At 44.5% G+C, this 19,794-nt stretch carries 11 protein-coding genes and 7 pseudogenes; 10 read left to right on the top strand and 8 right to left on the bottom strand.

Features of this window, described 5'->3' with window-relative positions; translation table 11 throughout:
- The first annotated feature begins 236 nt into the window (after positions 1-236).
- From D0A37_RS29035 to D0A37_RS14655, 3 genes are read left to right on the top strand one after another with little or no spacing between them, the layout of a single operon-like run.
- Entirely contained in the window at positions 237-362 is a 126-nt protein-coding gene (locus D0A37_RS29035; RefSeq protein WP_278187068.1) for a hypothetical protein, read from the top strand.
- Positions 353-2,401 carry an ATP-binding protein gene (locus D0A37_RS14650; RefSeq protein WP_242715407.1) on the top strand — a complete coding sequence of 683 codons (2,049 nt, stop codon included), beginning with the start codon at positions 353-355 and terminating at the stop codon, positions 2,399-2,401. The genes D0A37_RS29035 and D0A37_RS14650 overlap by 10 nt, the downstream gene beginning before the upstream one ends.
- Positions 2,398-4,611, top strand: coding sequence for a beta-propeller domain-containing protein (locus D0A37_RS14655; RefSeq protein ID WP_242715409.1), 2,214 nt, complete (start codon positions 2,398-2,400; stop codon positions 4,609-4,611). The genes D0A37_RS14650 and D0A37_RS14655 overlap by 4 nt, the downstream gene beginning before the upstream one ends.
- Before the next feature lie 821 nt (positions 4,612-5,432).
- Here the strand turns inward: D0A37_RS14655 and D0A37_RS14660 are convergent.
- Positions 5,433-6,347, bottom strand: a complete 915-nt coding sequence (locus tag D0A37_RS14660; RefSeq protein WP_242715411.1) for a peptidoglycan DD-metalloendopeptidase family protein — start codon at positions 6,345-6,347, stop codon at positions 5,433-5,435.
- Between the two features lie 313 nt (positions 6,348-6,660).
- On the opposite strand from D0A37_RS14660, the gene D0A37_RS14665 reads away from it, so the two are divergent.
- Positions 6,661-7,881, top strand: coding sequence for an HhoA/HhoB/HtrA family serine endopeptidase (locus tag D0A37_RS14665; RefSeq protein ID WP_242715413.1), 1,221 nt, complete (start codon positions 6,661-6,663; stop codon positions 7,879-7,881).
- A 306-nt stretch (positions 7,882-8,187) separates the two neighbouring features.
- Here the strand turns inward: D0A37_RS14665 and D0A37_RS14670 are convergent, their stop codons facing one another.
- From D0A37_RS14670 to D0A37_RS29460, 4 genes and pseudogenes are all read right to left on the bottom strand, one after another.
- Positions 8,188-8,535: a DUF760 domain-containing protein gene (locus D0A37_RS14670; RefSeq protein WP_006635907.1), complete on the bottom strand. Its 348-nt coding sequence runs from the start codon at positions 8,533-8,535 to the stop codon at positions 8,188-8,190.
- A gap of 42 nt (positions 8,536-8,577) precedes the next feature.
- Entirely contained in the window at positions 8,578-9,093 is a 516-nt protein-coding gene (scpB, locus tag D0A37_RS14675) for an SMC-Scp complex subunit ScpB (RefSeq protein WP_242715415.1), read from the bottom strand.
- Between the two features lie 401 nt (positions 9,094-9,494).
- Positions 9,495-11,342, bottom strand: a complete 1,848-nt coding sequence (ltrA, locus tag D0A37_RS14680; protein WP_242715417.1) for a group II intron reverse transcriptase/maturase — start codon at positions 11,340-11,342, stop codon at positions 9,495-9,497.
- Positions 11,343-12,100: 758 nt separating this feature from the next.
- Positions 12,101-13,038: pseudogene (locus D0A37_RS29460) on the bottom strand (IS630 family transposase).
- Positions 13,039-13,654: 616 nt separating this feature from the next.
- Here D0A37_RS29460 and D0A37_RS14700 point away from each other — a divergent pair.
- The 3 pseudogenes from D0A37_RS14700 to D0A37_RS14710 all read left to right on the top strand — a co-directional run.
- Positions 13,655-14,317 (top strand): annotated as a pseudogene (locus D0A37_RS14700) (transposase); the annotation flags it as partial.
- A 108-nt stretch (positions 14,318-14,425) separates the two neighbouring features.
- A pseudogene (locus D0A37_RS14705) lies at positions 14,426-15,047 on the top strand (transposase); the annotation flags it as partial.
- 203 nt (positions 15,048-15,250) lie between these two features.
- Positions 15,251-15,874, top strand: a pseudogene (locus tag D0A37_RS14710) (ISAs1 family transposase); the annotation flags it as partial.
- 5 nt (positions 15,875-15,879) lie between these two features.
- Here D0A37_RS14710 and D0A37_RS14715 read toward each other — a convergent pair.
- The gene (locus D0A37_RS14715) at positions 15,880-16,311 is read right to left on the bottom strand and encodes a transposase (RefSeq protein WP_242715424.1); all 432 of its coding nucleotides are present in this window, start codon (positions 16,309-16,311) and stop codon (positions 15,880-15,882) included.
- 162 nt (positions 16,312-16,473) lie between these two features.
- Between D0A37_RS14715 and D0A37_RS14720 the strand changes: the two are divergent.
- Positions 16,474-17,429, top strand: a pseudogene (locus D0A37_RS14720) (IS630 family transposase).
- A gap of 201 nt (positions 17,430-17,630) precedes the next feature.
- Here D0A37_RS14720 and D0A37_RS14725 read toward each other — a convergent pair.
- Together D0A37_RS14725 and D0A37_RS14730 are read right to left on the bottom strand one after the other, a co-directional pair.
- On the bottom strand, positions 17,631-17,789 hold the full coding sequence (locus tag D0A37_RS14725) for a hypothetical protein (protein WP_242715426.1): 159 nt from the start codon (positions 17,787-17,789) through the stop codon (positions 17,631-17,633).
- Positions 17,782-18,009: a hypothetical protein gene (locus tag D0A37_RS14730; RefSeq protein ID WP_242715428.1), complete on the bottom strand. Its 228-nt coding sequence runs from the start codon at positions 18,007-18,009 to the stop codon at positions 17,782-17,784. The genes D0A37_RS14725 and D0A37_RS14730 overlap by 8 nt, the downstream gene beginning before the upstream one ends.
- Before the next feature lie 181 nt (positions 18,010-18,190).
- Between D0A37_RS14730 and D0A37_RS14735 the strand changes: the two are divergent.
- Positions 18,191-18,725: pseudogene (locus tag D0A37_RS14735) on the top strand (ISAs1 family transposase); the annotation flags it as partial.
- 19 nt (positions 18,726-18,744) lie between these two features.
- Positions 18,745-19,627, top strand: a pseudogene (locus D0A37_RS14740) (transposase); the annotation flags it as partial.
- Between the last annotated feature and the right edge of the window lie 167 nt (positions 19,628-19,794).

Here is a 19,794-nt window from a genome sequence, read left to right on the forward strand (position 1 = left end):
TTGTCTCTGATTTTATGAACAGGCAAGATGCCTGTTCCACAGTAGATTAAATTGATTGTGGGGTGGGCATCTTGCCCGCCCAAAATCAACAGGCAAGATGCCTGTTCCACAGTAGATTAAATTGATTGTGGGGTGGGCATCTTGCCCGCCCAAAATCAACAGGCAAGATGCCTGTTCCACAGTAGATTAAATTGATTGTGGGGTGGGCATCTTGCCCGCCCAAAGAAACAGGCAAGATGCCTGTTCCACAAAACATCAAGTTTGTTGTGGGGTGGGCATCTTGCCCCCCCAAACAAATACAATTTAGATGCGGGACAGCTTACCAAATTTTAAAAAGAAGAATATTTATTTTATGCCACTAATGGACTTAGCTAATTTTAAAACTAGGGTAATTGGATGCAGTGCGGTGATGGCTGTTGGACAAGTTATTTCAAATGCGATCGCCAATCCGGCAACTCAAGCAGCAGCGGGTATGATGGGTGGCCCGATCGCAGTTGGGGGAGTTTCGATTTTGGCGGCGATGGCTAGTGGTATAGCGGGGAATATCGCGGCTAATGACCTCGGAAATCGGATGACGGAACGGTTGAGCAAAAATCCGAGGATTCTCGATAATCACGATTTGATTAAGGCTGCGGGTGAGGCGATCGGCTATATTTTGAGAGAGGTTGCGAAGTCCGATCGCTTAATTGCGATCGCCGAAACCAAAAAATTGCCTTATCCAGAAACAGCACTCACTCAATTAGCCGAGAAAACTCCTGAATACTGGCTGGATATTAACACGAATACAGCCGATGTGTCAAGGGGTTTAAATATTTCCGAAGACCAGTTAACCCTGATTTTTTCTGCGGATGCCGAGGAGTTCGATCGAGTTACCGGATTGACTACGGCAGATTGGGCAACTTTCGTCAACGAATTCGCGGCCAGCGAAGGCAAATCCTTCGATGCGGAAATTGTGGAATTTGTCGCGGACAAACTGTACGCAACTTTCCCGAAAGCGTACCGCAAAGTGCTGAAACTCGATGCGGCGAAGGGAGGAGAAAAGTTTGCCGCGATGCTGTTGAATCTGCACCAAATTGCTTTGGCAGAACTGAGAGATTTGGGGCTGCAAAATGGGGAAATCCTGCACAAATTGGAGGCCGTGGCAACTGGGCAGCAGATTTGTCAAGTGATGGGGAAATTGTCAGCCATAGAAATTGGCATCCGGGACGATTTGGCGCAAGTTCGGGAATTGCTGCAAACATTTATCGATACTTCCGCGCCCCGATTGCCGATTTCTTTGAAGTCCGAGACGATTATTGAAGACCGGACTAAAGACTTTACCGGGCGCAAGTTTGTATTTGACGAAATTGGCCGTTTCTTGCAAACAAATCGGAAAGGCTATTTTGTTTTAGAAGCAGAACCGGGTGTCGGGAAAAGTTCAATTATGGCCCAGTCCGTGTTGATGATGAGACGCCGCTGCGTTACTCATTTTAACTCGCGATCCGACGGGATTGTTGATGCCAAAACTTTTCTGGAAAATGCCTGCCTTCAGTTAATAGAAGGCTTTAAACTCAGTTATAACTATCCGCAAGTGCAGGAAAATGCGACGGCAAACGGCAATTTTTTAGGGCGGCTGTTGGGGGAAGTCAGCGCTACATTGGGCGGGAAAAAGTTGATTTTTGTAGTAGATGCCCTCGATGAAGTCGATTTGAGTTTGCAAAGCAGCGGCAGCAACGTTCTCTATTTGCCGGAAGTTTTGCCGGATAACGTTTACTTTATTGTTTCCAAGCGGCCGGAATCTTTGCCTTTGCCGATGAATCATCGGGTGTTTGATTTGATGCAGTACGATGCAGAAAGTCTGGCAGATACCAAGGCTTATATTGCAAAACGCACCAGCAATAGCGCGTCGATTCAGAATTGGATTGCCAGTCATGATTTGAGCCTGGAACTGTTTGTGGGGGCGGTGGCCCAAAAAAGCCAGAACAATTTTATGTATCTCCGCTACGTGCTGAATGATATCGAAAACGGCGAGTACAGGGATGTTTCTTTGGAAGATTTGCCTAGGAAGTTGACAGGATATTATCGGAAGCATTGGGCACAGATGATCGGCAGGGAAGACGATCCGCTGTTGGAGATGAAAGTTAAGATTATCTACGTCATCTCGAAAGCGCGCGAAGCTGTTTCTCGCCGCTGGATTGCTAAATCCGTAGGCGAGACAGATTTAAAAGTACAGCAGGTACTCAAGAAATGGGATTCATTTTTGCGGCAGCAGCAAGTCAGCGGCGAAATTCGCTACAGCATTTATCACAACAGTTTTCGCGAGTTTCTGGCAAAAGATGAAACCGTGCAATCTGCGGGAGTTAATGTTGAAGAACTTAACCGCCAAGGTATGAATAACAGGATAGAAGGGGCGCCTCTATGAGCGATTTGGGTGTGTGGTTGGCGGAGCAAAGTAAATCGGAGCGAGAATATTTGTTGAAGCATCAACCCAGGGATTTCATTGAGATTGGGCGAGATTTTAACCGTTATTATCGTTGGGTGACGGATTTTGGTTTTATTGAGGCGAAGTTAAAATTGTTGGGGGTGCAGCCGCTAATTGAGGATTACGATTTGGCGAGAAATCCAGATGTGTTCCTGTCGCAGGAGCAAACTGAAACGCTGAAGTTGATTCAAGGGGCAATTCGCAAGTCGGCGCACATTTTGGAAAAGGATAAAAGTGAATTAGCAGGGCAATTATTGGGGAGGTTGCTAGATTTTGAAAAGACTGATATTCAGGGGTTGCTGGAACAAGCCAAGCAGCCGAAAAATAGTCTTTGGCTGCGGCCTTTGAAGGCTAATTTAGAACGGCCGGGAGAAGGATGTCTGCGAACTCTTAGCGGTCATACTCACTCGGTATTTGCAGTGGCGATCGCACCAGACGGCAAACGAGCGATTTCCGCTTCAGAGGATAAAACCCTGAAAATCTGGGACACCGAGACAGGTACCGAAGTTAGAACCCTCACCGGTCATACTTACTCGGTAAATGCAGTGGCCCTCGCACCCTCAGGCCTCACCGCGATTTCCGCTTCACGGGATAAAACCCTGAAAATCTGGGACACCGAGACAGGTACCGAAGTTAGAACCCTCACGGGTCATACTAGCTATGTAACAGCAGTGGCGATCGCACCAGACAGTAAGAGAGCGATTTCCGCTTCAGGGGATAAAACCCTGAAAATCTGGGACACCGAGACAGGTACCGAAGTTAGAACCCTCACCGGTCATACTTACTCGGTAAATGCAGTGGCCCTCGCACCCTCAGGCCTCACCGCGATTTCTGCTTCAGGGGATAACACCCTGAAAATCTGGGACACCGAGACAGGAACCGAATTGCGAACCCTCACGGGTCATACTAGCTATGTAACAGCAGTGGCGATCGCACCAGACGGCAAAACCGCGATTTCCGCTTCAGGGGATAAAACCCTGAAAATCTGGGACACCGAGACAGGTACCGAAGTTAGAACCCTCATCGGTCATACTGACTCGGTAAATGCAGTGGCCATCGCACCCTCAGGCCTCACCGCGATTTCCGCTTCATGGGATAACACCCTGAAAATCTGGGACACGGAGAGAGGTACGGAAGTTAGAACCCTCATCGGTCATACTAGCGGGGTAAACGCAGTGGCGATCGCACCAGACGGCAAAACCGCGATTTCCGCTTCATACGCTAACACCCTGAAAATCTGGGACACGGAGAGAGGTACGGAAGTTAGAACCCTCATCGGTCATACTAGCTATGTAAATGCAGTGGCGCTCGCACCAGACGGCAAGAGAGCGATTTCCGCTTCATGGGATGAAACTGTGAAAATCTGGGACACCGAGACAGGTACCGAACTTAGAACCCTCATCGGTCATACTAACTCGGTAAATGCAGTGGCGCTTGCATCAGACGGCAAGAGAGCGATTTCCGCTTCATGGGATGAAACTGTGAAAATCTGGGACACCGAGACAGGTACCGAACTTAGAACCCTCATCGGTCATACTAACTCGGTAAATGCAGTGGCGCTCGCACCAGACGGCAAAACCGCGATTTCCGCCTCATGGGATGAAACTCTGAAAATCTGGGACACCGAGACAGGTACCGAAGTTAGAACCCTCACCGGTCATACTAGCTATATAAATGCAGTGGCGATCGCACCAGACGGCAAAACCGCGATTTCCGCTTCACGGGATTACACCCTGAAAATCTGGGACACCGAGACAGGTACCGAAGTTAGAACCCTCATCGGTCATACTAGCTATGTAAATGCAGTGGCGATCGCACCAGACGGCAAAACCGCGATTTCCGCTTCACCGGATAAAACCCTGAAAATCTGGGATACCGAGACAGGTACGGAAGTTAGAACCCTCACCGGTCATACTGACTCGGTATATGCAGTGGCGATCGCACCCGACGGCAAACGAGCGATTTCCGCTTCACGGGATAACACTCTCAAAATCTGGGATTTGCTTAGTGGCAAAGAAGTTGCTAGTTTCAGCGGAGATGCTGAGTTCTATTGCTGTGCGATCGCCCCTGATGGAGTGACAGTTGTAGCGGGCGATCGATCGAACCGGGTGCATTTCCTGCGATTGGAGGGAGTTAGCGGCGGGCGATAATCCAAGAAACCGGGTTTTTGCCCGAATCTTTCGGTTGTAACGAAGTATTTCGGTAAAAACCCGGTTTCTGGGCCACCCGCCGATCCAAGAAACCGGGTTTTTGTCCGAATCTGTGGGTTATAACGAGGTATTGTCGTAAAAACCCGGTTTCTGGGGCCCCGCGATCGGGTTTTTTGGTGATGGGCGATTCCCTACGGGATAGCTACGCTTCACGGGTTTTTTGGTGATGGGCGATCGAATTTGAGAGAAATGTGCGATCGAATTCGATTTGTTAGTCCGTTAGTTTGTCCGCGCAGGGAAGGCCAGTTTGTTCGTCCGCGAGTCCGCCAGGGGTTGAAACCCCTGTCTCATAGCGAAAGTCCTCTGAAAGAGGACTGAAGAGTTAGTTGATGTGTATCGGTTTCATGCAAATTTTCAGTCGGTTTCAACCGACTTTAGCTATGAGACGGGGGTTTCAACCCCCGGCGGGCTGTGTCACAAAGCAGACAAATTTTCACTCGGTTTCAGGGCGAGCGAATTTGAGAGAAATGTGCGATCGGGCAATAAGTTGTTAACCAATAATTGATTAATAGGAACCCGATTAGTGCGATCGTTACTTGTTTCTCGGATTCTATCAAGTTCAAAAAGATTGTGAGCAAAATAACCTGGGTTTGCGTCATTTGTTTTTGTAAGTGACTCTGGTCAAATGTTGGTAACATATTTTTTTGGATAGGCAAGCGTGTAACAATTATGCGGCCTATCTTTTTTTACCACCACACAGATCAATCCTTACCCCGTCTGGATTTAGGGCGGGTTGTCACCCCCCCAGCACACTACCAATCCTATTTTTTAACAGTAACTTGCAAATAAAGCAGCGGGTCTTCAGCAACCCAACCCAAACCCGAATTGTAGCGAACTTCAAAATGCAAATGAGATGGCGGAATGTCCCGTTTTCCCGTCATCCCGACAGTTCCCAAAACTTCTCCAGACTGCACTTTTTGACCGACTTTTACTGCAATATCTTTCAAATGAGCGTAGCGCGTTTGCTTCCCCGCTTGATGGTTCACCACCACTAAATTCCCGTAATCCCCCTGCGGCCCAGCAAAGGCGACAGTCCCCTCGCCCGCCGCCAAAACCTGCGTACCCTCCGACGCCAAAAAATCTACGCCGCTGTGGAAAAAAAATTCGCGCCGCGCCGGATGCAATTGCCGCCCGTAACCCAAAGCTTCCACTGCTGGGGCGGGCAGCGGAAATCCTTGCACCGATGGCCTGGCATCGGGATTTATAGAAGGCCCGATCGACCTATTCACCGCTGGCACAAACACCGTTTTCCCCAAAGGCCTGCACCCGTTCGCCTCAAATAGCAAATCTGCGGGCACTTTGTAAGCTTCTGCCAGTTTTTGCCAATTCCAGCCCGCAGGCACTTCTACCTCGATGCCACTGTACGGAGGAATGACGATCGCACTTCCAGCAGATACTTCACCGCCCCGCAACGTCGGATTTATCCCGATCAGCGCCGCAGGAATCACTTTGTACTGCCGCGCGATGCTTTCTATGGTTTCGCCCTGGGCCACCGTGTGGCGGCGCAACCGAGACATAGCCGGACTCGGGCAATCGCGGGCGGGGTCGGGGTTTTCTACAGGTGTACCTGAAGGAAGATTTGCAGGTGGGATCTCGGTATTTGCCGCCGTTTGCCCAACGGGTGCGATCGACCAAATTAGTGCAGAAATCACCGGAAATAAGCGTTTAAACCTCATTATCTACAGAAAAAAGTATTCATTGGGGACAGTTGACAATTTTAAAATCCTGTGAAGCTTCATATTTACAAGCTCTAGCCACCCCCCAGACTGTAAATCCCAGGCTAAGCCAAGTTAGGATGAGAATTATTAGTTTGAGTCGCTCTTGGCAAATCCGGCAAAATTGCCTGTGATGCCCATCAGCGCCTGCCTGTTAACAGCTATGTTCTTGAGGAAGCGGTACGCCCCGCCCCGCTTTCTTCCCGTCACCAAGACAAAAATGCTTGATTCGGAACGTGTCTGCGGGGATGAGGTATCTAGCGGGAGTTATTAAATGAGTTTATCTTTTAAGCAAACGACCCTTTATGTGACTTTGCTGTCAATCGGCGGAGGTATGGGATGGTTGGGAAATCGCTATCTGCAAGGCTCAAACAATCTGGAAACCGGATTGGTTTTGCCAGTAGTGCGCCAGCAAATCCCCCCCTATGCGTCTCCTCCAGTTCTGGAAAATCGGGCGGTCGATCGCAGCAATCCCAATTTTATTGCTGAAGCAGCCGAAAAAGTCGGCCCGGCTGTAGTGCGGATTGACGCATCAAGCAAGGTGGCGAATCAAGTACCGGAAGCTTTCAAAAATCCTTTGTTTCGTCGGTTTTTTGGGGAGAATTTGCCGCAGCCGGAAGAACGAGTCAAGAGAGGTACGGGCTCCGGGTTTATTCTCACTTCTGATGGCCGCATCGTTACTAATGCTCACGTTGTCTCCGGGACTGATACTGTCAAAGTGACGCTCAAAGACGGCCGCGAGTTTGAGGGTAAGGTGCAGGGAGTCGATCCGCTGACGGATGTGGCTGTGGTTAAGATTAATGCTAAGGAACTGCCGCAGGTGGCTTTGGGCCGATCGGACAATATTGTACCGGGACAGTGGGCGATCGCGATCGGCAATCCTTTAGGTCTCGACAATACCGTGACTGTGGGCATTATCAGCGCTACGGGTCGATCGAGTTCTCAAGTCGGCATCCCCGACAAGCGAGTTCGCTTCATCCAAACCGATGCTGCCATCAACCCCGGCAATTCTGGTGGCCCCCTGCTCAATGACCAAGGCGAAGTAATTGGCATCAATACCGCCATTCGCGCCGACGCTCAGGGCTTGGGATTTGCAATTCCGATCGAAACCGCCAAACGAGTTTCCGATCAGTTATTCGCCAAAGGTAAAGCCGAACATCCCTATCTCGGCATTCAAATGGTCAGCTTGACTGCCGCCACCAAGGCAGAACTCAACAAACAGCTCGATAATAATAAAATTACCCTCGATCAAGGCGTAGCCGTGACGCGAGTCGTGGAAAATTCCCCCGCTCAAAAAGCCGATTTGCGCCCCGGAGATGTCATTCAAAAAGTTGACGGAATTGCGGTTAACACTCCTGGGGACGTGCAAGAACGGGTGGAAAACACTGCTGTGGGCAAAGAACTCGAAGTGGAAATTAACCGTTTGGGTCAAGTTCAAAATATTAAAGTACGTCCGGGTGCTTTTCCCCTATCGGGTAGCCCAGCCAGTGGGTAATACCATTTTCGAGGTTCGATTAAAGAATTGCGAATGACTTACTGCATAGGGATTTCGAGCTTACCTACAGTTGCATTCTTTTGTGAAAATGGTATTTATTTGGAAACGGTGGAGGATGAAAGATAAATCTGATGCTTTATAGTCCTGGACGCAGCAACCGGGTTTTTTGATCAAAATCTTCGGTGTAGGGCGAGGGATACCCGGTTAACAGCCCGGTTTCTTAATTCCCTGTGCCTCCAGGATTCAGGATTATGGATTTTTCTGAACAACTTTCATCTTTCTGCCTTCCCCAAGCCGTTGATCTTTTTACTTGTCTTTGGGTGAGTTTGGTTGAATCGAGCTGGTGCTTGCTAAATTTTCTTCTAGGTGCATCCTCTGCTCCATTTGCCTCAAAAAATAGCCTGTCATCATCGCGGAAGCTAGCAAACCTGCTAAGTTTTCGCGGTCAGTGGTAATTTCGACGTTAAAATTTTCTGAAGGCAAAACGCCGACAAGCCCTTGAACGTTATGAGAGATTATTTCTCTGATGTCGGGGCTGACGGACTTGGCGACGCGGGCTAGAACCTCCGGGGATTGGTGTTGGAGGTACTTCAGCAGTGGATTGACTGCGGTTTGTTGAGCATTGGATGTGTCAAAGTCAGGGTGAAAAACCATTTGGCGATTCTTAATTTCTGGCTGGTTACATTCTACTTCAAACTACTCGTCATTGCTTGGGTACAAATTGGCCTGAAAGTCAATTTGCAATTGTTTTGGCAGTTGGTCTACTTGAAAGTACCGATGAAATTTCTCGGTAACTTGTAACCAATACGACCTCCCCTCAGCCGGCCGCCGTTTGCGGACGAAACCCATTTCTACAAGTTCCTGCACTTGTTGGTAAGCTCCTGAACCTCGCAAGTTAACTAAATCTGGCTGAGCAATGCCGCCTTTGAGGGCGATCGCAGCCAGCGTCCGCAAAGCTCCCACACCTAATTCTGGAGGTATTAAAGTTTGCATTAAACTGGCAAACTCTTCTCTGAGTTGCAGGCTGTATCCTGTGGGTGTTTCGACGACTTCTAATGCACTGTCGCAGTGGGACGAGTCAGACATGAGTTCGATGATGGCGTCTTCGGCTTCGGCTCGATCGCACTTGGCAATCTCGGCAATTTCTGCGATCGACACTGGCTGACCTTTTAAGTAAAGTATGGCTTCTATTGTTGTGGCTAAGCGAGTCATTGGGGAATTAGTAATGAGGAATTGGGACGTTGAAAGAAGAAGGAAGAAGCAAGAAATAAGAAAGAATCAGGAAAACAACAGTGAGCCGTATTTCCGTAACTTCCGTGTCGTGAAGAATGAGAATTGGTAATAAACATTCCCATTACATAAATTATTAATAGTGTAGGTTAGGTTGAGGACCAAAACCAAAATCTTTCAATTTTATGTTTTTGATGTCAGTCCGGGACGCAGAAAAATTATATATAGCCTTTCTCAAAAAGATGAGGTACAATAACAGCAGTGAGTAAACCAATTCCAAATATTTTCTGATGTAACTTCATTAAAGGGGTAGGGTCGAGAGAAGATGTTACCATCTTCTCTCTCCCATTCGGAACCGTGCTTGCCACTTTCATAGCACACGGCTACTCGGGTGTACTCTTGTCATCTGAGGGCTTCCCCTTCTTCCGATTTGTTTGATGTTTCTTTCCTGAAGATACGAGTTTCAGGTTATGTTTCCTGATTAATTCCAAGTCGGTTTTAGTTTTAACATCGTGACAATGCCGATGCAATAGTTGAAGATTTTTGTACTCATCCTTACCTCCAATGGCTCTGGGGACGATATGGTCAACTTCCATTACATCTTCATTTCTGAAAGTAAATTCGCAATGAGAACATTTACCCTTCTGCTTTTTTAAGAGCAGTGCCAATCGACTTGACAATTCAGGATTTTTCCCCATCCTTGAACTCCAATAAACCAGGTCGCCATCGTAAGGACTTTTATCCCCTTTAACTTTCACATAGTCGGTGCTGCTACACTCGAATTCACTATGTTGTAGTAACCGAAGGGGGTTCGCTCCCTCTTCTCTGGTTGAGAATACCCAGTTATTACCGCCAATGGTGTGCCAATACAGTTGATGTTCTGCCTTGGTGTTTCCACAACGGCGTTTTGCCCAACGTCGAAGTTTCAGGTATGTGAGGTTATCTTGTTTAGAGAGTTCTCCAACGGTTCTTGCGTCAGAGTTTGTATAGAAAGAAGTCCATCCCCTTATTACAGGGTTTAAGTCTTTAATTAACGCCGCTTGTGGCGATGACCTGTGTTTTTTGATGATTCTTCCGATTTCCTCTTGGTGAGCCTTACTTGACTTCTTATTTGGGGTGATGAGTGTGTTAAAACCTAATATCTCACGGTGCGGACTTAAACTGCTCCGATGTTTTCCAGCAGGGTATTGTCTTATGTGATGACCTAAAAAGTCAAAACCAGCTTTACCATCCTCACTTAATTCATCCTTGAAAGTGTGAGTTAGCCTTGTCTTCTCAGGTTTTAATTCTAAACCCATGCCAACTAACCATTCCGAGATTATCTCTCGGCATCTTTGAACTACGAGCTTATCTTTGTGTATGACCACGAAATCATCAGCGTATCTGATGAAACTCAAGGAACCTACTTTATTTTGCCAGCTTTCTTGATGACCCCGTTTGTTTTGCAGGTCTATGGTTCTGGCATATTCCATGAGTGTATTCTCAAGCCCGTGGAGGGCAATATTTGCCAATAACGGAGAAATGACCCCGCCTTGTGGCGTACCCTCAGATGTAGCAGTGAACACTCCATCGTCAATTACTCCAGATTTTAGCCAGGATTTTACTTGTCTCCTGACTTTGCCTTTTATGTTCAACTTTTGGATTAGTTCATAATGGTTGATGCGGTCAAAACACTTTGCTATGTCTGCATCTAATACAAACTTCGCTTTATGTTGAATACAGAGTTTAATCTGCTTAATCGCATCGTGACATGACCTGCCGGGTCTAAAACCATAGCTGTTTGGCTCAAAAATTGCCTCCCATTCCGGCTCAAGTGCGGATTTTACTACGGCTTGTAAGGCTCTGTCGTACATTACAGGTATACCCAGTGGGCGTTTTTCATTACTTCCTGGTTTTGGTATCCAAACTCTTCTAGTTGGTTTGGATCTGCCAGTTAGCTTTAATTCCCTTGCCAGTTCTAGACGAGCTGCTGGGGATAGGCTTTTCACTCCGTCCACTCCTGCCGTCTTTTTACCAGTATTGTCCTGAGTGACCCTTCTTACTGACAAAATCCTATTAGACCAAGACCTCATCAGCGTCTTTTGAAGTTTACGAACTTTCTTGACATCTCCACAACGGTTAGCCGCGAAAATGCGTTTTTGCAACTTGAAAACATATCTTTCAGCTTGACGCCAATTGATATCCTTCCATCCCTCTGTATTTGTTGCCAAATCAGATTTAGGCTTGTCCATTACTAATTGCACCTTTTCACTTAATCACCTTCGCGGTTTACGTCAGCATATCCTGGGCATTACCCCATCCCTTTTTCGGCATTACCTGTTATTTCAGGTTAGGCATTAGCTTCTTAAACCATCCCAGCCTTTCGCAGCGTGTAGCCTGACAGCCTACCTCCACAATCGATTTGAAGAGGAGCATACAAAAGGATTACTTCGTTCCTACTATCCATTGATTAAATCCGTTAGGGTTCGTCTTCTCCGCCGGGGTTCTAGGTGGTGCGCTATCTCGGTATTAGAATCCTGATAGTCCTTACCCTTGTCAGATATTCCTGACCCAGAAGTTCAGATTTTTCTGACTAGCTTATATCCTCTGGTACCATATTACGACGGTTGTTTCGACAATTTGTTAGCTTGCGCTTCTACCCCACGACTTCATTACTTTCGCAATGATTCGGTTATAGGATTTTTGCTTGCGGTGTCGGTATTCAGCTATCCCGATAGCCCGCGTTCACCCTCGCTTTACACCAAGGTTGTCAATCTTTGTGTAGAGGAAACCAAATTTAACTCTGGTTCTCTGTGTGCTTTCAATCACGCACCATGATGTCAGGACTTGGTTTATTCTGGATTTTGGTTATGATGTTGGCGTGTACCTTCATCTTTCCCGCTTCCCCCTAGTTGTCTTGGCTAGATGCTCGACTAGGTTTCCTCACCTGCATGAATAGTAAGTTGTCATCGGCGAGGGATTAAAGTGCGAACTCCAACCTTGATTGGGTTTACCCCACCGTTGCTAGCCATCCCCCCTTTCGGGTTTCGGCTAAACGAATCGCACCTATTACTATGGCTTTTGCTAACTCTTGATAATTAGTCGTCTTGATTGAACGGAGAATATTTTTAAGTTTTGACCATAAATTTTCAATTGGGGAGAAGTCCGGCGAATAGGGCGACAAGTATATTAATTTTGCCCCCTTTTTTTTGATGGCTTTTTCTACTTCTTGTCCAGTATGAATAGTACAATTATCCATCACTACACAAGCACCTTTCCATAATTTTGGTACGAGTTTTCGGATGATAAAAGCCTCAAATGTAATTGCATCGGTTGTACCTATTAAATTGACTGATGTTAGGACTTCATTGACCGATATAGCTCCAATTATTGAGACATTTCTTCCGCGTTTATTCGGTTTTGGACCCTTGGCTTTTGAACCTTTTAGAGACCGAGCATATAACCTAACCCGTGCCAAGTTTACTCCAGATTCATCAATGAATATTAAGTCTTTTAAACAAACTTCTCGGATTTTTTGCCAGAACTCATATCGCAGGTTCTGAACTCTGTCAGTACCTTTATCTGAGGGGAAAAGAGTTTTTTTTAAAAGTCATGTTTAAGAGTTTTGCCATTCTTCCCATCGTTGCTATGCTGATGGTAAAACCAATTTTTTGGTACAGTAAATAACGGAGTTCGTCGAGAGTTGCATCATTATTTGCTTCAATCAACTCCGTTAAAATCAGCAGTTGTTCTGCATTCAGTTTTAATTTGACTCCGCATCGCTCAGTTCGAGGAGCAATATTTTGGGTCTCACGATACTGTGCAAATCAGTTTTTGAACGAAACTAAGGGCTACACAAAAACGGTTGGCTATTGCTCTTTGTGACAGCGGTTCATTATGGTACACATCCATAATTTTTTGTCTAAAATCAATCGAATAAGTTTTCATTTTTACTAATGTGTGATACTTTCTACAATCATTGATAGTTGTCAGTCGAGTGAATGCTGTGGATCGAGCAAATGCTGTGAGCGCTCATTGAATTAGAGCTGCATGACATTTTCTGGTTCTATATTTTTCACTTCGTTCAAGTCAGTTACATCATACCTCATCTTTCTGAGAAAGGCTATAGCGTTTCTGGATCTCCTGAGCTTATGGTGTAAAATAGATCCTGGGGGGGTGACAAAGATAGCTAAAAGCTTGACCTGATCTGGGTTGCAGCCCTCATCCCCGTCGATAAAAGCAGTGTTTATTTGGGGTTAAAGTCATTAACTGTTCAACAAGAGCGGGGTAGTTGTCCAGGTATGTAACCCATTGTTGACTATCACTTGCCACAGCCAAAACTACTACCTCTGTTATACTTTCTCTTTGACTCTTTAGGGCGAACACTATAATGTTTAGCTGCTTTTCTTTTGAGAGTTGTACCTTGTATTACAGCACTACTATAGGGCTTGCTGAATTAGTTGTCGGATGTTGCGTCGCGAAAGGTTTCGATCGCGAGATCGTCCGTCGAGTGCAAGATAAACAGCTAAAATATATCAAAAGCCGTGCATCACCACCTGCGATCGTGTACATAAAAGCTGAGCTTGTTTCCCTCCCACCTTTGGACTTTGAGCTAGCCAACGGATGTAAATTGTCACTCCTCAACCGTTGGGTAAAAATGGCTCAACTAATCCCGTGGTCAGAATTTGAATCAGAATATGCTGAAAACTTTCCCACAGAAATGGGTGCACCAGCCAAATCCTTTCCGATGGCGTTGGGAGTATTAATTATCAAAGAAAAATTCTGAATTAGCGATCGTCCAAGATTCGAACAAATCCGGGAAACACCCCTATCTACAATACTTTATTGGTCAATCCAGCTACAGTAATGAGCTGCCATTTGACCCATCACTATTAGTTCACTTTCGACAACGGATTAGTGGGAATTTAATTAACAAAGTGAACCAAGGAATGGTCAAAAAAATACGAGAAACCGCCGTAGGCAAACCAGAAAAAAAAAGGATTCGGACGCCAAAAATGAGTCACAAAATCGAGTAAAGTTGATCGTAGATGCGACCTGCGCCCCCGCCGATCTTACCTATCCGACAGACTTAGGACTATTAAACGAAGCCCGAGTTCACACCGAAAAAATTATAGATATTCTCTATAAATCTCTAAAAGACAAAGCAAAAAAAAAGCCAAGAACCTACCGGAATCTAGCGAGAAAAAACTACTTAGGGCTTGCTGAATAATCGCTCGCATATTGCGTCGCGAAAGGTTTCGATCGCGCGATCGAGAGTAAAGTGCAAGATAAACAGGTAAAATAGGTCAAAACCCGTGCATCACCACCTGCGAGCGTGTACAAAAAAGCTGAGCTTGCTCCCCTCCCACCCTTAGACTTTGAAGTAGCTTTCCTGATGTAAATTGTCAGCCCTCAACCGTTGGGCAAAAATGGCCCTAATAATCCCGTGGTCTGAATCTGAATCAGAATATGCGGCCAACTTCCCCACAGAAAAGGGTGCACCAGCCAAATCGTTTAGGATGGCATTGGGGGCATTAATTATTAAAGAAAAACTGGGAATTAGCGATCGGGAAACAGTAGAACAAATCCGCGAAAACCCATATCTGCAATACTTTATCGGTCAATCAAGCTATAGTAATGAACTCGCATTTGACCCATCTCTATTAGTACACTTTCGGCAACGAATCAGTCCCAACCTAATCAATAAAGTCAACGAACGCATGGTCGAAAAAATGCGCTCCATCGCCCCAATCAAACCCGAAAAAAAAAAGGATTCGGACGGCAAAAATGAGTCACTCAATCGCGGTAAACTAATCATAGATGCAACCTGTGCCCCAGCCGACATTAGTTATCCGACCGATTTAGGACTATTAAATGGAGCCAGAGTTCATACAGAAAAAATTATAGACATCCTGTATAAACAAATCAAAGAAAAAACCCATAAAAAACCAAGAACATCAGGGTAAGCTCATCTAATTTGGTATAAATTGTACTTGACAAAACAAACAAAATATACAAAGTAGCCCGAGCGTCAGTAACGGTTCTATAATGCCTCAAAAGCTAAGTCATCAAGGTAAGGAAAAGTTTATGAGTATGAGTAAAGGATTCGCTCCCTCTTGCGCGAGCGGAAAAATCCTCAGATCTCAACAAGCCAAAACCAATCTCTATCGAAGATTTACAAGCTGGCTTTTCAAATTATTTTGATGACGTACCAGACCCAAGAGTGGAGCGAACCAAACACCACTTACTCAAAGATATTCTCGTCATTGCCTTATTAGCTGTGATAGCCGGAGCCCATGGGTGGGAAGACATGGAAAATTATGGAATCAGTAAGCTTACCTGGTTACAAAAGTTTTTAAAGTTACCCAATGGCATCCCAAGTGACGATACATTCCGTCGGGTCTTTGAAAAGCTAGAGCCAAAAATTTTCGAGCAAAAATTAGCTCAATGGATTAACCAATTAATCGGGTCAATTGACCAAGAAGTGATCCCGATTGATGGAAAAAGTCTGAGAGGGTCTTATGACCGAACAAAAGGGGTGAAAAACTTACATTTAGTGACGGCGTGGGCGAGTGAACATCGGTTAGTCTTGGGACAAGTCAAAGTTGAAGACCATTCAAATGAAATCACAGCGATCCTGGCCTTATTGGAATTAATTGACATCACCGGAGCCATTATTACGATTGATGCGATGGGGACGCAAACCGAGATTGTTCGGTTAATTCGTCAGAAAAAAGCCGATTATGTAGTCACCTTAAAAAGTAATCATCCCACTCTTTATAGCGTTTCTCAGAAAGATGAGGTACAATAACAGCAGTGAGTAAACCAATTCCAAAGATCGGATAATGTAACTTGATTGAACGCAAACTCTATCGCTTTTGCTAATTCTCGATAATTAGTCGTCTTGATAGAACGGAGAATGTTTATGAGTTTTGACCATAAATGTTCAATTGGTGAGAAGTCGGGCGAATAGGGCAACAAGTATATTAATTTTGCCCCTTTCTTTTTGATGGCTTTTTCTATTTCTTCTCCGGTATGAATAGTACAATTATCCATCACTACACAAGCACCTTTCCAGAGTTTTGGTACTAGCTTTCGGATAATAAAAGCCTCAAATGTAATTGTATCAGTTGTACCTGTTAAATTGATGGATGTTAGGATTTCGTTGACCGATATATAGCCTTTCTCAGAAAGATGAGGTATGATGTTACTGACACTCACTCGTGAGGGTCAAACAGAGAAGATAAGATCAAATGAACTATAATTACATGGTTGAGTAAAGCCACGCGAAAGCGATACCACACATAATAGCATTTTTTTGAAAGCACACGATGCTTGACTCACAACACGTTTACTTGTACCAAACTTCATACATTGTTAAAAATGAAAGCTTATTCGATTGATTTTAGGCAAAAAATCCTTGATACTTATCATACTGAACCCATTTCACAAAAAGCAATAGCTAAGCGTTTTTCTGTAGCCCTGAGTTTTGTACAAAAATTGCTTAAACAATATCGTGAAACAAAAAACATTACTCCGAGAACTGACCGATGTGGAGTCAAAGGCAAACTGAATGCGGAGCAACTACTCATCTTGGCGGAATTGATTGAAGGAAATAATGATGCAACTCTTGAAGAACTCCGTTATTTACTTTATGGGAGAATTGGATTTTCTGTTAGTAGAGCAACAATAGGAAGAATGATAAAACTCTTAGACATTACTGTCAAAAAAAACTCTCTTCCCTTCAGGGAAAGGGACAGAGCGAGTTCAAATCCTGCGATGTGAGTTCTGGAAAACAATTAAAGAGATTAGTTTGAAAGACTTAATATTCATTGACGAATCGGGAGTTAATTTGGCAATGGTTAGGTTATATGCTAGGTATGCAAAAAGGTGAAAGAGCCAAGGGGTCAAAACCAACTAAACGTGGCAAAAATGTCTCAATAATTGGAGCAAGGTCAGTCAATGAGATTTTGACATCGGTTAATCTAATAGGCGGAACTGATGCAATTACATTTGAAGCTTTTATTATCAGAAAACTTGTGCCAAAACTCTGGAAAGGTGCTTGTGTAGTGATGGATAATTGTCCCATTCACTTGGGAGAAGAAGTGAAAAAAGCGATCGAAAAAACAGGGGCAAAATTAATATACTTATCACCTTATTCACCAGATTTTTCACCAATTGAAAATCTGTGGTCAAAACTTAAAATCATTCTCCGTTCTATCAAGACTACTAATTATCAAGAATTAGGAAAAGCCATAGATTTTGCGTTCGGACAAGTTACATCGTCAAATATTTTTAACTGGTTTACACACTGCTGTTATTGTACCTCATCTTTTTGAGAAAGGCTATAGCTCCAATTATTGAGACATTTCTGCCCCGTTTATTCGGTTTTGGCCCCTGGGCTCTTGAACCTTTTAGCCTCCCTTGCATATAACCTAACCATTGCCAAGTTTACTCCACATTCATCAATGAATATTAAGTCTTTCAAACAAATTTGTCGAATTTTTTGCCAGAACTAATATCGCAGGTTCTGAACTCTTTCACTGCCTTTGTCTGACGGGAAAAGAGTTTTTTTTTAAGGTCATGTTTAAGAGTTTTGCCATTCTTCCCATCGTTGCTACGCTGATGGTAAAACCAATTTTTTGGTAGAGTAAATAACGGAGTTCTTCGAGAGTCGCATCATTATTTTCTTCAATCAATTTCGCGCTTGATCAGCAGTTGCTCTGCATTCAGTTTTAATTTGAGTCCGCATCGCTCAGTTCGAGGAGCAATATTTTGGGTCTCACGATACTGTTTAATTATTTTTTGGACAAAACTTAGGGCTACACAAAAACGGTTGGCTATTGCTCTTTGTGACAGCGGTTCATTATGGTACACGTCCATAATTTTTTGTCTAAAATCAATCGAATAAGTTTTCATTTTTACTAATGTGTGGTACTTGCTAAAATTATTGATAGTTGTCATTCGAGTGACTGCTATGGGGTGAGGGACTACTGCTCGAAGAGCCTTCCATTTAATTAGAGCTGCATAACATTTTAGGTTTCTATATTTTTCACTCCGTTCAAGTCTGTTATATCATACCTCATCTTTCTGAGAAATGCTATATAATCAAGTAAAAAACTGGTTTGAGATGGCTAAATCTCAACAGTTTGAGGGAATTGAAGTGAGTCAGGATTCCCGAACAGAAAAGGGACATCATCGCGTCGAAATTAGAAAAGTTTGGGCGGTGCCAGTGGCGGCATTAGGAGGAGTTTATAAACAAGAACAATGGACAGATATTCAAACGATTGTTATCGTCGAAAGAATCCGTCATCTTTGGAATAAAACCACTCACGAGGTGCAGTTTTACCTAAGCTCTTTACCAGTGGATGCTCAGCTTAATGGGCGTGCAATTCGTCAACATTGGGGGATTGAAAACCAAGTCCATTGGACTTTAGATGTCACCTTTAATGAAGATCAATGCCGCATTCGGTCGTTAAACAGCCCTCAAAACTTGGCTCTCCTAAGACGAATGGCACTTAATGCCATCAATCAAGAAACTACTCAAGGAGCGTAGTGTGCTACAAAAAAAGAAACGAGCGGCGATGAATGATGACTATATGATGCAGATTCTCAAGTGCTTGTGTCAAGCCTGATTGAGATGCTCTTACCCTGCCAAGAACCTACCGTAATCTAGCAAGAAAAGACTACTTGGCAGTAGCGAAAAAAAGACGACCCACCCGTAACAAAAGAAGACAGGCAATTAAAAAACAACTTCAATACATCCAAAGAAACCTAGCTCATATTGAACAGCTAATTGATTCAGGTGCGACCCTAGAAGGTTTAAATAAAAAGCAATATAAAACCTTGCTAGTCCTCACAGAAGTCGCTCGCCAACAACAGTGGTTATTTGACAACGATAAACAGAGTATTGAGGAGAGAATAGTAAGTTTAAGCCAACCCCATATTCGTCCCATAGTCGCGAGGAAAAGCAGGGAAAAGCGTAGAGTTTGGAGCCAAACTATCAGCCAGTTGCTTTGAAGGATATGTATTTTTAGACCGGATGAGCTGGGATAATTTTAACGAATCAGGGGACTTAAAAGCACAAGTAAAAGCATATCATAGGTTCACGGGTTACTATCCAGAGTCCGTCCATGCAGATCGGATTTATCGAACAAGAGAGAACCGAGCTTGGTGCAAAGAAAAAGGAATTAGAATCAGTGGGCCGCCCCTAGGAAGACCGCCAGCAAGCGTCAGTAAATCAAAAAAGAAGCAAGCCTTAGAAGATGAAAGAATTAGAAATGCGATAGAGGGAAAGTTCGGACAAGGGAAACGAAGATTCGGCCTAAATCGAGTGATGGCAAAACTTGATAATACATCTGGTACAGTTATTGCAATTACTTTTTTGGTAATGAACCTTTCTACCTGGTGGCGCCGGGTTTTTTGTGTGTTTTTATGCCGTTGGGGGAAAAAAATCCCTGTTTTTGGGATTAACATAACCGCCGCTTATATTTCACTCAAATTGAGGCAGGTAAAACTCATCTTTAACTCGCCTTGAATAGATCGATCGCTCCTGTTATTGGGAAAGCGATCGATTATTCAGCAAACCCTATATAGATGGGGACACTTAAACAACCAAGACCCCATCTTTTTTTAGCTCAAGTTGGCCAAATCCGCCACTGGTGGGGCTTTTGACGGGGTTGTCACCCCGTCAGCTAGGAAAGT

The sequence above is a fragment of the Microcoleus vaginatus HSN003 genome (assembly GCF_022701255.1).
In the GTDB taxonomy this organism is placed as follows: Bacteria; Cyanobacteriota; Cyanobacteriia; order Cyanobacteriales; family Microcoleaceae; genus Microcoleus; species Microcoleus vaginatus_B.